Annotated in this window: 14 protein-coding genes; 5 read left to right on the forward strand and 9 right to left on the reverse strand. The window is 38.7% G+C overall.

The window, feature by feature from the left end; all coding sequences use genetic code 11:
- Nucleotides 1-44: 44 nt before the first annotated feature.
- Complete coding sequence (locus NSMS1_RS18915) at nt 45-416, forward strand: carbonic anhydrase (RefSeq protein WP_263432522.1); 372 nt, start codon at nt 45-47, stop codon at nt 414-416.
- Between the two features lie 454 nt (nt 417-870).
- Nucleotides 871-1,605 (forward strand): carbonic anhydrase, encoded by a 735-nt coding sequence (locus NSMS1_RS18920; RefSeq protein ID WP_224086318.1) that lies wholly within the window; start codon nt 871-873, stop codon nt 1,603-1,605.
- 355 nt (nt 1,606-1,960) lie between these two features.
- On the opposite strand, the gene NSMS1_RS18925 is transcribed toward NSMS1_RS18920, so the two are convergent.
- The 4 genes from NSMS1_RS18925 to NSMS1_RS18940 form a co-directional block, all read right to left on the reverse strand.
- Nucleotides 1,961-2,953 carry a phosphatase PAP2 family protein gene (locus NSMS1_RS18925; RefSeq protein WP_224086319.1) on the reverse strand — a complete coding sequence of 331 codons (993 nt, stop codon included), beginning with the start codon at nt 2,951-2,953 and terminating at the stop codon, nt 1,961-1,963.
- A gap of 343 nt (nt 2,954-3,296) precedes the next feature.
- Nucleotides 3,297-3,569 (reverse strand): cupin domain-containing protein, encoded by a 273-nt coding sequence (locus NSMS1_RS18930; protein ID WP_224095277.1) that lies wholly within the window; start codon nt 3,567-3,569, stop codon nt 3,297-3,299.
- A gap of 22 nt (nt 3,570-3,591) precedes the next feature.
- Nucleotides 3,592-3,939 carry a Mo-dependent nitrogenase C-terminal domain-containing protein gene (locus NSMS1_RS18935; protein ID WP_224086320.1) on the reverse strand — a complete coding sequence of 116 codons (348 nt, stop codon included), beginning with the start codon at nt 3,937-3,939 and terminating at the stop codon, nt 3,592-3,594.
- Nucleotides 3,940-4,624: 685 nt separating this feature from the next.
- Nucleotides 4,625-7,150: a type II CAAX prenyl endopeptidase Rce1 family protein gene (locus tag NSMS1_RS18940; RefSeq protein WP_224086321.1), complete on the reverse strand. Its 2,526-nt coding sequence runs from the start codon at nt 7,148-7,150 to the stop codon at nt 4,625-4,627.
- A gap of 726 nt (nt 7,151-7,876) precedes the next feature.
- Here NSMS1_RS18940 and NSMS1_RS18945 point away from each other — a divergent pair.
- Together NSMS1_RS18945 and NSMS1_RS18950 are read left to right on the forward strand one after the other, a co-directional pair.
- Nucleotides 7,877-9,073, forward strand: a complete 1,197-nt coding sequence (locus tag NSMS1_RS18945) for an MFS transporter (RefSeq protein WP_224086322.1) — start codon at nt 7,877-7,879, stop codon at nt 9,071-9,073.
- Between the two features lie 725 nt (nt 9,074-9,798).
- The gene (locus NSMS1_RS18950) at nt 9,799-10,572 is read left to right on the forward strand and encodes a hypothetical protein (RefSeq protein WP_224086323.1); all 774 of its coding nucleotides are present in this window, start codon (nt 9,799-9,801) and stop codon (nt 10,570-10,572) included.
- 34 nt (nt 10,573-10,606) lie between these two features.
- Here NSMS1_RS18950 and NSMS1_RS18955 read toward each other — a convergent pair whose 3' ends face one another.
- Both NSMS1_RS18955 and NSMS1_RS18960 read right to left on the reverse strand, forming a co-directional pair.
- Nucleotides 10,607-11,377, reverse strand: coding sequence for an SDR family NAD(P)-dependent oxidoreductase (locus NSMS1_RS18955; RefSeq protein WP_224086324.1), 771 nt, complete (start codon nt 11,375-11,377; stop codon nt 10,607-10,609).
- 29 nt (nt 11,378-11,406) lie between these two features.
- Nucleotides 11,407-11,619 carry a helix-turn-helix domain-containing protein gene (locus NSMS1_RS18960; RefSeq protein WP_224086325.1) on the reverse strand — a complete coding sequence of 71 codons (213 nt, stop codon included), beginning with the start codon at nt 11,617-11,619 and terminating at the stop codon, nt 11,407-11,409.
- A 197-nt stretch (nt 11,620-11,816) separates the two neighbouring features.
- On the opposite strand from NSMS1_RS18960, the gene NSMS1_RS18965 reads away from it, so the two are divergent.
- Nucleotides 11,817-12,284 (forward strand): hypothetical protein, encoded by a 468-nt coding sequence (locus tag NSMS1_RS18965; RefSeq protein WP_224086326.1) that lies wholly within the window; start codon nt 11,817-11,819, stop codon nt 12,282-12,284.
- A gap of 170 nt (nt 12,285-12,454) precedes the next feature.
- On the opposite strand, the gene NSMS1_RS18970 is transcribed toward NSMS1_RS18965, so the two are convergent.
- The 3 genes from NSMS1_RS18970 to NSMS1_RS18980 all read right to left on the reverse strand — a co-directional run bounded on the left by NSMS1_RS18970 (nt 12,455) and on the right by NSMS1_RS18980 (nt 14,704).
- Nucleotides 12,455-12,784 (reverse strand): YnfA family protein, encoded by a 330-nt coding sequence (locus tag NSMS1_RS18970; protein ID WP_224086327.1) that lies wholly within the window; start codon nt 12,782-12,784, stop codon nt 12,455-12,457.
- A 175-nt stretch (nt 12,785-12,959) separates the two neighbouring features.
- On the reverse strand, nt 12,960-13,862 hold the full coding sequence (locus NSMS1_RS18975; protein ID WP_224086328.1) for a S1 RNA-binding domain-containing protein: 903 nt from the start codon (nt 13,860-13,862) through the stop codon (nt 12,960-12,962).
- Nucleotides 13,863-13,957: 95 nt separating this feature from the next.
- The gene (locus NSMS1_RS18980) at nt 13,958-14,704 is read right to left on the reverse strand and encodes a dienelactone hydrolase family protein (protein ID WP_224086329.1); all 747 of its coding nucleotides are present in this window, start codon (nt 14,702-14,704) and stop codon (nt 13,958-13,960) included.
- Between the last annotated feature and the right edge of the window lie 93 nt (nt 14,705-14,797).

The following is a 14,797-nucleotide window of genomic DNA, read 5'->3' on the forward strand; positions in this document are numbered from 1 at the left end:
TTCTCAGACGAGAATATATTGATAACTATGGATTAATAACTAAGGTGCAGGTGGCTGGTAATGTTGCTAGTGATATGGCGATCGCTAGCTTAGAATATGCTATGTCTGTGCTTGATACAAGGTTAATTGTGGTTCTAGGTCATGAACAATGTGGCGCTGTGGCAGCCAGCGTTAAAAATGAAGCACTTTCCGGTAAGATGAACTATCTTGTGGAAAAAATTAAACCAGCCTTAGCAAAAGTAGAACCAACAAATAATAATTTTTATCACGCAGCAGTTATTGCCAATATTCAATATCAAGCTGAAATACTCCAACAAAAATCAAAAATATTGAGTCAATTAATTGATAAAAGTCAAATAAAAATTGTTAGACATGTCTACGATATTGATACAGGAAAAGTAACAACTATTGCTTAATTTATAACCACATATCGCAAGTATGGCTTTTAATTTTTTGTCTTTGTATACATTATTAATATTTTACTGATGCCTTAATATTATTTGATTATATATTAATTTCTCTGTATATAATATTACGTTAAGTAATATTCAAATAGGGATACTTAGATGGTTGCGAGACTCTCTTATGCCTTATTTAATTGAGAAATTAATAAATTATTACTGTTTTATAGATATAAATCTTTTGTATCCATAATTTTATTGAATCATACATTTATTCAATTGCTAGACATGATTTTGGTATATTCCAGAAAATAACAAAGCTTGATATTACTAGGTTGCAATAATTCGTAACTTTTTTACTTCCCTAAAGGTGGTTTTCAATTTAATTGTTTATACCTTTAGGTAGAGAATTTATGAGTTTTTCAACAGCGATCTAGTGGAATTGTGTGGTTTAATAGTGAGGTGTATCATGAGCCGAATTAACGGGTTTGTTGGCAGACGAAATTTTTTGAGATTAGCTGGTGTAGGTAGTGTTGGTATTGGTGCTAGTGCTGTTGGTAGTTTACTTTGGCAAGGAGAAACAGCTGTTGCTCAAAAACCAACAAATACTACAGAAAAACCTCAACCAGTAAATCCACAAGCAGCTTTGGCTAGGTTACTTGAAGGAAATAAGCGCTTTGTTGAGGGTAAGCGTCTCAATCCTAACCAATCAAGATTGCGTTTACAAGAAACGGCAGTGGCACAATATCCTTTTGCCGCTATACTTGGTTGTGCAGATTCTAGAGTACCTGCGGAGATAGTTTTTGACCAAGGATTAGGGGATTTATTTGTTGTTCGGGTTGCAGGTAATGTAGCTAGTCAAACTGCTATAGGTAGTTTAGAGTTTGCCACAGCTGTATTAGGCGCACAATTAATTGTAGTTGTAGGTCATGCAAGATGTGGTGCAGTAATTGCAGCAACTAAGGGTGATCCTCTTCCGGGAAGAATTGGTGTTTTTGTGGAAGAAATTAAGCCTGCTGTGGAAAGAGTGAGAAATAAAACTGGCGATTTAGAAGAAAATTCTATTATTGCCAATGTGCAATATCAGGCGGAAAGATTAGCAGAAAGTTCGACTATTTTAAGAGGTCTAATTAAAGAGGGTAAACTCAGAATTGTTGGCGGTCGTTATGATTTAGCTAGTGGCAAAGTGACTTTGTTAACTTAAGTTTTGATTTACTGTTTTTAGTGGGGAATATTAATAAAGTAAAATCAGCTAGAAGACATTTATTTGGCATCGTGAAACTAAATAAAAGTCTTGTAGGATAGGCATATTACCCGCTCATATTATGCAAGTTAAATATGCAACAGCTTATTTACTTTATTAAGTATTTTCCTAATAGACTTTGATAATAAGAACCGCCGATATACGCCGATGGAAGTTACACAAATTATGGAACTGGTAATTGACTAAATGGTTTGCGTCCCCTCATGTACAAAGACCCACCAAGGCGTTAGTGCAGCAAAGCTAAACCTGTGCCTTAGCGAAAAATCCTAATTTTTCATCAGCGTATATCGGCGGTTTATATCCTCCCACCATCCTCACCCCATAGCCATCGTTGCTGTTGGGAAGCTCTAAAAATAGAAATACAGACAATTAACCATAACAAACCTGCTGCGTAGCCAATTAGTACGTCAGTAGGCCAATGTACACCCAGATAAAGTCGACTAAAACCGATCGCCAAAATTAGAGTTACAGTAGAGGCTAGAATTGGTTCGCGCCATTGGGGAAATTCTTTGGCTAAAGCATAGCCGATATAGCCGTAAACTGCGGTAGAAACCATTGCATGACCGCTAGGAAAACTGTAATGAACCGCATGTACAGTATAATCCCACAATGCGGGACGCGCTCTAGCAAATATCTCTTTTAACAAGTAATTTAATCCAACTGCACCCACTGTAGCTATACCCAAACTGGCTGCGTCCCGACGGCGATGATTATGCCACAGTTGCAAACCGAAGCTGGAAGATATTAATAACAAGGGTAGTGGTTCCCCTAAAAACGTGGTGGATTGCATAATCCGATCAAGCAGGGGATTATGGAGTTGCTGAATCGCTAGTAATATACTTTCATCTAAACCATATCTAAACAAAAGTCCAGCACTAGAGGTCAGGATAGCGGCTGTTGCTAGACAGGGGATCAATTTGTCTAATTGTGGTTGATGCTCAGGTTTTGTCGCTGACTGTGCAATTGTGGGGAAATTGACTGAAACCTTTCTGTAATCTAAAACAATATTTTGCAGCAAAGAGGCGATCGCATCCAAGGTAAACTTGGGATCAAAAATGACCAGCACATTACCCGTTAGTGGATTTGCCGTTGCCTGAGTAATGATATCTAGCTTTGATAAACGTACTTCCAGATATTTTTTCAGCGCTTCACAACGATAAAGTCCATTTACCTTAAATCTAACTCTACCTTTAACGCCAGTATGTACTGCTCTAATGAAAGAGTAGCCTTTGGATAGATGACTAGAACCATCGTTAATTGTTGATTTTGGCGATCGCTGTAATAACATTCCACGAGGAAATAAAATAGGCTTTTATCTCCTAATTTTAGCGACAAGTTTTGTAGTAAGCGGCTCTAGTCCTCCAAAAATACTAAAGTCTTGACTACGAACTCGATATACGCAGGAATCCGCTCAGGGTTGGCTATTTACTTGTAAAAATATTGTTTAGGCTATGGAGTCGCTACGAGTTCTGAAAAACAACTGATATAAGCAAATTATCTATTGTGCCATCTTAGCTTATAACACTCGCTGCAACTCCATATAATCTCTCAATGAGTGATGAGATATTGAAATTCTTCTACAGTAGAGAAGATGAGAGTCTCACAGAAGCAACCTGATGCCAAAATTTTGGCTAGTTAGCAGAATAATGTTTCTTTACGCCGCCTTTAATTTCCCATATACAAGACATCCCAGACGCAAAAGTAACTAAATCTCTTTTACCTATTTTTATTGGTTGTCTACTATCAGGCGTAACAATAACATCACCCTCTAAAAAGTAACACGTTTCTTGAGTATCATCAGTCCAAGGAAATTTGGTGATTTCTTTTTGCCAAATTATCCATTTGCAAACACCTAACTTTTGAAGGATTTCGGGACTAGGTTGATGCTCAATTTTGATTTCGATGTATCATGTTCTCGCTTGCCAATTAGCAGTAGGACTGGATATCCTCTCCACATTGATCAACTAAATAACATAAAGCGCGAAAACGTAAACCAATAAATTGCTCATACAAGGGATTAAGTTTACACATAGGAGGAATATGGGCAATTATGCGACCAAACAATACGATGTCACGCTCGAAAGGACACTGAGCAGGAATTAATTTAGCAATAAAGTGAGCTACTTTACGATTTTGAATTTCTAGTGCATCAATCCACTGACGTAAAGGTTGCAATAAATCAACTTTACGTTGATGATTTTTTTGTCGATTAACAATGGGGTTAATAACAGCAGATAAGACAATATGTTTTTTTTCAGTCTGTAGCACAGTCATAAGATTCATTCTCCTTTGAGCGCATTACACTTGAGCATTTGGCAATTTACCATACAACTTAAAACCTGAAATTATCGAACTTTGTGAGAATTGACAAACAAGACACAAAATGGTTAATTTATCGGCAATTTGTAGGTAAATAAGACTATCTAATTGTTATTTAATCTTACGAGATGAGTTAGAACTGTCCCGTTAAATACAAAATAACAAAGAAAATATAAAAGTGCTATTTCTTTAACTTATTGATTGCTGATATTGCAGATAGCAATCACATATATTAAATCTAAATCTCTTGTACCCAAACAATACAGTACCTTAAGAGGCACTTTTACCTAAAAAATTCAACTTCGCTGAGGCTATAGCTATATTTCCTAAGAGTTAAACTATACGGACAACTGATTTTAGAATACGCGGTATCAAATAAAATGTTATGTAGGTTACATAAGCTGACATGAATATTATTTAATAAGTTCCCAATTACCCTTTGATAAGGACAATTTAATCTACTATATGCCCAGTCTTCATTAAAGCTTGAATAAACTGGCATATTCACACAGGGAAAATGTCCTTTTATATGGTAAAAATATTCAAAAATTCAAAATTAAAAAGGACAAAATGTGTATTCGACAGAGAATGAGCAGAAATTTAGGCTATGGATTGTAGACCGTTGACTGCTGACTATAAACTAATAACCAATAAGCTTTTTTCCGCCTCCTAAAGCTACTAGCCAGACTGATACTACAATCCAATGGATGAAGACGATCGCCCACAAAGAACCAGTCAAACCATAGGCTATTGTACAGCACAAACCTAAAAGTCCGGTTAAGGTGAGAAAGATGGGATGAAAAAAGGTGGGAAATCCAGCCCGGTAGAAGGTTTTGGCGTTTAAGGGATGATAGAGGATAAATAAGAGTAATATCAATCCTGCCCATAATGTCCATCCATACCAGTTAATTACTTCCAAGGGATGGGGAAGGGGTAATACACGGAAAGCTAGTTCTTCGATTAGGGCGGGTGAGATGATGGTACGGAAGATGATTGCTAGTTGATAGAAGGGTTTGCTGGGGGTAAAACTCCAAAACAAAAAGCCAGAACGTAAACCTAAAGGTATGGCGATCGCACAATATATTAAAACTGTAATGCCCACGATGAGCCAATCACGCTTTTCTGGGATTACCAAGGATGCTAATATGCGGTTTAAGAAAATGGGTATAGGTGCAATGTTAGTGAAGGGGATCGTGATATCTCCTAATCCCAGCGTTGGGGCGACGGGGGCGATATCCGGGTTTTCGCCACCTATTTGATTGGTGCGTAAAAACCAGAGTTTAGCACCATGTCTCAGGAATAAAGAGGCTAGTTCATCATGTGCTTGTCTGGGAACCATTGTCCGCCAACTAGTCAAAGCTGCCCAAAGACTGCGCTCGCGGAAAGGTTTTTTCTCATAATCGATCCCCATGAGATAATCTGCATTGCTTTGCCAGTCTGCACGCACGATCCCCAAAGGTGTTAACTGTCGTTTCAAAGACGAACTCAAACTGACTAACTGTGCAAAGCGTAAAGTCTGGGGATCATCAGGATGATTACTCAACCATTGCTGAATTGCTGGGTTGGAGGCGACTTGCTTAGTGATAATTTGTATGGCAGTGTAAAGTGCTTGGCTAGCATCTTGAACGCAAGAGGTGGCTGGGGAAACCGTGGCGCTACCAGTACCATCACCTGTGCGATAGCGTGCCATCATGACTTTTAACTGTCGCTGAAATTCTGTGATGGGGGAAAGCTTGATCCCGGAAAAATCATAATCTTGAGTCACTGGGGGAAACTTAATCAATACATCAGATATCGGTCTTGTAGCTGCCCATCCCCATTGTAAGTTGCCCATGAAATCTGCCCAAGTATGTCTGCCAGAAATGATCCCATCGGCGTTATTGGCATAAATTTGTTGATACTCAATGGCAAATTGTAATTCTTTGGTGATGGGATCACGCACTACTTGGGCTATACCAAACGCGAAATGTCCTGTGATTGTAAAAGCAGCACTACCTTCAGTCTTTCTCCCACCAATACCGCCAAAGTTATGTAAGACTATGGCGCGTTCGCCTATTTGCCAATTAGATGCAGCGACTTGGGGTTGGCTGGTACTGGGATCAAGTAAAACAGTCCTGATTGTCCCTTTATCTTGGGGTTTAATTTGCCAATTCTGGTTTCTAATATAAACTAACCCTGCTTGTTCCCCTAAGACCACATATTGCGGCTGGAGTTGTAAGAGCGATCGCGGTACTATACTCTGGACAGTAAATATACCTTGAGTATTTTTAGCACCATAAATATACCAACCCGCAATTCCGGCTGGTGATTTTTCTATCTGTCTAGGGGTAGAAGGGGGAATATTTCTAGTATCTACGACCTGTTGGGGAATCCTAATGGTTTCCTCTACACCGTCAAAATTTCCAGAGGCGGGATTATAATGACGCACACGAAAATAATCGCTGGGACAGGGGGGAGTACCTGGACAAGTTGGGGGTACAGGATATTGACGGCTGGTAGGTTCGGGATTGAGAATTTTGACTAAACCATAAAACCTGCCTGTAACCATTACGGGTTCCTGGACAATTTGTAGGCGTGGCTGACTACCGCTTCCAACTAATTGGGCATCATCTAGAGTGACAATCACATCATCATCAGGTCTAGCGCCAGCCAGAGATTGCAAAGGCCCCACTTTTTCACGTCCATCCAGGCGATACGGGTGAATAATACCTTGGGATTGACTCTCCCTTGTACCATCAGTAAAGTTGATATTTTGCTGTATCGCTTGCACATAGGACTGTAACTGGGGTTTATTTTGCCATTCCAAGCGTATAATTTGTCCTACTAGGTTTTGGGCTTCTGGTGGCGCGTGTTGGACTTCCATCCATACCCAATCTGACCCCGGTTGTATCTGCTGCTGATTTGGGAGTAATAATCTACCTACCCACTTTCCCAAAGGTTGATAAAGATTGGAGTTGAGGGTTTGCTTGATAGGATAAAACCATGATTGATTGAAATCTTGCCGTTTGTGAATGGCGTAATTGCTGTCTTTCACAACTGCCGATAGTGATGTTTGATAAAGCAGCAAGATGGCGATCGCACTTAGTACTATTAAGACAGCGAAGGCTCCTATTCCTTTTGTATTTTGATACAACCGTTCTTCCTTATACGGTTTTTTATTTCTCATTGCTGTTAAATCATACCTTTAAGATGACTGAGGTCAGCTTGATCTGTAAGTGTAAGACTATACTAAAGCTTTGCTGAAAGATATGATACTCAAATTTTTTATATACTTAGTGTCTGCTATCAATATTTAAGTATTAGTAATGATTTATTTTTTGTATTTGTGAACACGAATAATATTAACTACTGAAAAAACATAAACTTTGGTAATTTATATATCATTTATAATAGTAGAATTGCATCTCTAATTTTAAGTATATACATATACTTATATATAAAAAATATTTTTAATAACACTTTTAACGAAAATTTCGTACTAGTATTTCCCACATTGTTACTAGTTATACTAAACACTAAAAAAATATCAATTTCCGATTATTTAGGACTCATCGTTAATTGATGAAAAATACACAGGACGTGCTAGCATCAGCGTAACGAGAAGCACCTCAAGCTATTGCTACGCTAACCTACTGCATCATACTGAGATATTTTAGATATAAACTCTGATTCTTATATACTGCTATTAAAAATTTTTAGACATCCGGGCTACTAGTATAAATAATTGAATAAATTAAAAACTAATTTTTTATTATGATTGTGAAGGTGAATATGTTATGTGGAGAAATAAGTAGTTGTACAAGTAGAGACAAATTCTGCATTTTTTAATGCGATTTTCCTCAGATACGTTGTTATACAATTCCACAACCATCTAGAAAATTTCGGCAAAATCATGATTAACTCGGTAAATACCCGCCCCGAAATTTTATGGCGACAAGTTTGGGGATTAGCCACCTTACTTGCAGCCATCGTTTTTAGTTGGATGGCTTACGGATTTTATCAGCCGATAATCTTAGAAGAATTAAAATTTGCCGAACTGGTTGGTTGGTTGGGGATATGGCAAGGCTTATTAGTAGCCATCATAGAACCGATAATTGGCGGACTGAGCGATCGCATCCAGCAGCGTTCGGGTAGTCGCTTATCTATGATTAGTGTTGGGGTAGTATCGGCGGGTTTAATTTTTGTGGTTGTATCGCTGTTAATTCAGCAAAATCTACCAATAGGCATACGCTGGATTGTACCCATGTTGATGACTGTGTGGGTAATCACCATGATGATTTTTCGTACCCCAGCGATCGCACTCTTAACACAATTTGCCCCCAAAAGTGAACTACCCCAAGCTAACGCAGTGTTGGTATTTGTCTTGGGGGGAATAGGCGCTATTGGGCCGATTCTGAATATTTTACTTAATAGTATGGGCGCGTCAGTTACCTTCTTAGTAGGCGCGATCGCTTTAATTTTTGCAGCATATATCCTCCAGCTATTCACTCCTAAACACTCGCTGCATATCTGTAGCATCAATCAGCAGCAGATAGCTAACACCCCTACACAGATGTTTGTGCTGATTTTCATCATTGGTTTAGCAACAGGAGTGGAAATTAATCTGCTACTATCAATATTTCCACAACAATTGCAGACACAATTACCCAACCTCACAGTAGAGTTTATTGCTTCAGCGATATTATTAGTATCTGCGATCGCTTCGGTTCCTTTGGGAGATTGGACAGCACAACTAGGCGCAAATAAATCAATGCTGCTTGGTTTGGGTATCATGACAGCTGCAATGGGATTGACTGTGTTAAATGACAGCGATAAATTAGCGATCGCCTTTATACTAACTTTCGGTATCAGCTTCAGTTTAGTTTTTATTAGTATGATCCCCTGGGTATTGAGTAAAATTCATCCCAGCCGTGCAGGCTTAGGTACAGGATTATATTTCGGTGGTAGTGCTGCTGGTATGGCTATAGTGTCTCTGTTTATCAAACAACTGGGAAGCACATCTATGGGTGCAGCTGCATTTTTGTTGGCTGAACTAGTTTTTATAGTAGCGGCTGTATGTATTGTTATGAGCCAGAAATTTCGTTACTGATTATGGTTCGTAGTTAGTACTTTAGTCCCTCTTTTGTTTCCTTCGGCAGAGAATAATCCTAAACCCCTATTTTTACGTCTATTTTCAACAAGGCGATTTAGATGAGAAAATTAGGATGCGATCGCACAATCCATTATTTTGTTTAGCTTTCAGAATAGGGACTATATTTTTCTCTCCTCGTAGTAACAAAAGAGGGTTAGTACTGACTACGAGCCAATTTAGATATGGAAAGATGTTTTTATTGCAAATTAAGTATAAACATGCAAATTAAACATCAAGTTTATGAAAAATTTAAAAACAACACGAAGCTTCTACATCGCAGACATACAAAGGTTTCTGGGCTTTTAATGTACTTTGACTGAGTACAAATACTTATCCAAATTCTTCAATATCTTTTCAAAATTTTGTAGTATTGTGTTGTTACTGATGGTGTCAAAAGTATCAACACTATTAATTCACTTACATGCTTAAGTATTATCTAGAGTGTGTCAGGCGCAAGCAATAACGTACCGAAACCATTGCTTAAGAGCGTTACGGTGATGCTAACACCACTTGTATTCTATAAATCAAATGTAATCCTTGTATTAGTTTACTTACATACTTAAGTAAGTAGATTGATAAGTATATTTTTTAGTGTTTTTTTTATTTCAGAGCTTAATATGAAATACAACAATTTTTGCTTCTGTACTTTAGCAACAGGCACGAGATACCGTAACCATGCCAAAATGCTTGCTGATGATATTCAAAAGCATTCACATAACACACAATTTATTATCCTGACTGACAAACCTGCTGAGTTTAAACAATATTCTCACGTTCAAGCATTTTACCACCGCCTTCAAAGTGTTAAGGGCTACCATGATAAAAGGTTCGTTCTGCAAAAAGCACTTGAACTGTACGATACTTGTATCTTCCTTGATTCAGACGTAAGAATACTCAGTACAGTATCGGCTGATATGGAATTTCTTCCTGGAATCACAGCCAGAGCAGGATGTAATATACTCAAACACAACAATTCAGATCAACTTAAGCAAAAAAAACTACCTCTTTTTTTAGAATTATCACAAAAACTCTCAATAGACCTAGAGAACACAGGATGGCTTCATGAGTTTATGTTTACTTTGAAAAAAGATCATGGTAAAGAGATAGAGTTTTTAAAATTGTGGGGAGAAATTTCTAAAGTTTTTGAATTACAGGGAATATACAATGGAGAAGGATCAATTATTGGTTTAGCATCTGCTGCATCAGGGTTAACAATCAGGTACGATTCTCACGATAGATTTTTATTTTTTAAAGACATCATCGAAAAAGTCAGAATCCAAAAATGTCAGTCTCAAGCTAACGAGAAACAGCATTTGTTCGACATCCACAGAAGTATTGAATATCCTCAACGTTCTGTATGGGAAAAAGGTACTGATAAGCTAATTAAAAAAACAGTATTTATGTATCGCTTATTGAGATTGAAATTTATAACTAGCCAAGAAGATTTCTTGAATTAGAGTATTGAATAGAAGTCTTTAAACGAACACGAGATTACCAAGGTAATCTCGTTCCATCCCAGGAAAAAAACTGCCCACTATCACCTGCTTGAAGTTGTTCAATCACTGTTAATAATTGGTTAACAGTGCGTTCAACTGTAAATAATTTCTCCGCAGCCACATTTTTCTGAAAGGGACGAGAAAGACTTGTATCTGTGGTTCCTGGATGTAAAGTTACTACCGTAGTTTGAGGACAGCTTCTACCATACTCAATGGCGACAGTCCGCATAAACATATTCAGCGCAGTTTTAGAGGCGCGATAGCCATACCAGCCGCCGAGTTGATTGTCGCCTATGCTGCCCAATTTAGCAGAAATAGTCGCAAAAATACTCTTATCAGTATGTCTAAACAAAGGCAAAAGGTGTTTAGCGAGTAGAACCGCGCCTATACTATTGACTTGAAAGTAACGTAGTAAATTGTCTGAATTGATTTGTCGTAAGCTTTTTTCCGGTTGTAAATTTCCCTCGTGTAACAGTCCTACACAGTTAATTACTAAATGTAATTTACTCGTTTCATCACTAATCTTTTGCAAGACTTCGGTTATCTGCAACTCATCTGTAATATCTAGTGATAGACAAGTTAATCGGGGTGAATATTCATCCTGCAATGTTATTAACTCGGATGTTAAATCTAATTTACGATAAGTGGCATAAATTTTAGCAATTCTCTCGTCTTGTAGCAACTTTTTGACAAAACCTAAGCCGATGCCTTGGCTAGCTCCTACAATCAAGACATTAGCATGAGAAATTTCATCAATAAAAGCCATACAACATTAATATAATCGCTGACTGCAAACTACTCTTGCACCACCTCAACCAACTCCTCAATCATCACATCAAAAGTTTTGGCTAACTTTTGAATGGCGGTAAAATCTACAGTTGCTAATCCAGGCGATCGCGCATAGGTTCTGAGAGTGCTATAAACTACACCAGAACGGTCAGACACTTCCTTCAAAGTCCAACCCCTCACAGACGCATACTCACGAATCTTGAGGCGAATCATTCCCATAAATATACTGAATAAGTGACTTGTATGAGTCGCTAAATAATTGTATCATATAAAACGATCGCCCCCCGGCCTAGGAAACTGAGAGAGCGAGCGTCGTTCTTAAAATAAACATCCCGTAAAAAGCGAGAATTTCCTTTTTTCGCAAGAATTATCTTTTCTTACGAGGATGATCTTTTTTCTTATCAGGATTATCTTTTATGGTATCATCACTCAAACCAAAAGCAATTGTCATCCGTTCATCAAAAATTGTTCACAAATCTTTAACTCCACATCCTCTAGCCAGATTTGTCACAGAAGAAGCAATTTGTTTGATGTTTCGGATTGGGTTTGACGATATCTACACAGTTGAATGTTGGCGGTACGTAGTTTACGTCCACGCCAAGGGTGTAAGTTCATTTGTCAGTTATGCTGATTTCCCGCCAAGAGTTGGAGTTCAACCACCAACCAGAGCAGATTTTATCAAATGGCGCAGGCGGTGGCGCAAACAACACGACCAAGCTCACCGCAAGCAAGCACCAGAATGGTGGGAAGAATATTTTATTAGTGAATTTTGGCAAGCACCAACTGAGTCAGTGTTAAACAGTTGGGGTGAATTAGTTGGGAGTATTAAATTTGCTTTTAGCGAAGATACTTGGTCAGAACTCCGCCGCAACTATCCCCTTTAACAATTCAAAATTCAAAATTCAAAATTAAAGACATTTTCAGTCGGGGCTTAAATCCCCGACTAAAAATATACTACGTATAGACGTAGGGGTCTTAAACCCTCGGATTTACGATAAAAATGATATTACTATCAACATGGTTGTTGGTTTTAGCAAGTTTTATATCAGTCAATTTAACTTCTAGGGGCGTACATCATCACTAAAACGCCTACAAGAATAATAGCGGTTCCTATCCAATCCAAGCGATCAGGTGGAATCTTATCGATTAGCCATCCCCAGATAATGGAAAGGATAATAAAAATACCACCATAAGCAGCATAAGCTCGTCCAAAGTTAGCGGGTTGAAGTGTAGCGACAAATCCGTATGTAGTGAGAAGAATTGCTCCTGCTAATGCTAACCAAACACTTTTTCCCTCACGCAGCCACAACCATATCAAATAGCCACCGCCAATTTCACACAAACCCGCCAGAACAAATAGCAGTATCGAAAAAACATTTGTCATAGACTGGCAGTTTACACGAGATTTGCCCGAATACTTCCAAGCCAGAAGACAATCATGTTTGCAATTAGCATTGCCCTGAATCTATATTGCACAGCCGCTCATGAGATTCGTTAGCTGTCAACCTTTAACAGTCAACAGCCAACAAAAAACATGTACAAATTAGTTGAGCGATCGCTTATTCGTTTACTTTATTAGCGGCTCGATGAGCGCGTGCTTCGGCGGAAGCCATGACTTCATCAAAGTTTTCTAGCACTTCGCCAGGGAAGTTTTCTAAAGCTCTGGTAGAGATAGCTACTCGATTTTTGCCTTCATCTAAGTCAATAATGACTGCTTTGAGTGTTTGACCAACTTGAAAGACTTTTTCTAGCGACTCAATAAATTTTTGGCTGACTTGCTTGATATGTAGCAAAGCACTCAAACCATCTATATTGACAAATACGCCAAAAGGTTTAATTCCAGTTATCTTACCTTCTACTAACTGACCAATCTCTAACTGACTGAAGTTACTAGAACGGGTTCCTAAACGTTGAGACAGAACAAGTTTTTTAGTATTGCGGTCTACTTCTAAAAAACCAGCCGTTAAAGTTGTACCTTTAAGCGATTCTAAATTATCACGTTCTAGCAAGTGCGATCGCGGAATAAATCCCCGCAAAGATTGGAAATCTACGGTGACACCACCCTTATTCACACCAGTCACCCGTACTTCCACCGTCTGGGAATCTTCTTGCAATTGTGCTAATTTTTCCCAGATGTGCTGAATTTCTAATTGCCGTCGAGAGACAGTTACTTGACCTTCTTCATTCTGTTCACGAATAATCAGAAACTCAAGCTCCTCATTCAACGGCAGTACTTGCGCTAAATCGGTAACTGTTCTCAAAGAAGCCTCTTCGCGGGGAAGATAAGCTGACGACTTACCACCAATATCAACGTAAGCTCCATCAGGGTCAAGTTGAAAAACTTTACCGTAAACAACTTGTCCCTTTTGAAACTGATAATCGTGGTTTTCTAGTGCTTTAGCGAAGTCGTCCATTGTGAAAGACGAACTGGCTTTTTGAGATAGTTTCGATTCGGAGTTCATGACTATTGAAATTAAATTGTTTTTATTTACGCTTTGCGTGTCAGTTGACAATTGACAGTTGACAGTTATCAGGTTATTTCCACTGTCCACTGAATTTAGGCTGCCAGTACAGTTCCAAATAGCTGCTTTACTTGTTCCCAAGCGTCAGCTGCTGCTTGTGGATTATAGCTGGCTCGATGGTCACAGAAAAATCCGTGGTCAGCTCCATCGTAGCGGAACACACGATGAGAAATGTTGTACTTTTCTAACTCATTTTCTATTTGGTCTACCTGCTCTAGAGGGATACTGGCATCTTCTGTACCAAAGAAGGCGTAAATAGTACCCTTGATTTCTGGTGTACGGGTAACGGTAGGATTTCCACCGCCAAAAGTGCGAGTAGTTATCCCTGCACCGTAAAAAGATGCCGCAGCTTTGATATCTGGTAAGGTAGCGGCAAGGTAGGTAACATGACCACCAAAGCAGAAGCCAATACAGCCAAAGCCTTCTTTTTTCACTTGGGGCAGAGTTTTGAGGTAATCTATGGCTGATTGAATATCGCCTAATAACTCTGATGCTGTGGTTTGCATGGCATAGTCTCTGCCGACTTCAATATCTTGAGGTGTATAGCCAGTTTCAAAGCCTGGTGCTTGACGTTGGAATAGTGCTGGTGCGATCGCTACATACCCCAACTTGGCAATCCGTTCTGTTACTTCCCGAATATGGGAGTTAACGCCAAAAATTTCTTGTAATACTACGATTCCTGGATAAGAACCGGGTGCTTGTGGTTGTGCTAAGTAAGCAGCGATTTGTAGATGATCTTGCGAAAGTTGTACCGTCTCCGTAACTACTGCTTGCTCAGTCATATAATTTTTACCTGTGCTGTGTGGTTAATTTTTCTGATTATTTGATATAACTAGGCTACTTCTATCAGATAATCAACTACCAATAGTTAAGTT

Origin of the sequence: Nostoc sp. MS1 (assembly GCF_019976755.1) — a bacterium.
Taxonomy (GTDB): Bacteria; Cyanobacteriota; Cyanobacteriia; order Cyanobacteriales; family Nostocaceae; genus Trichormus.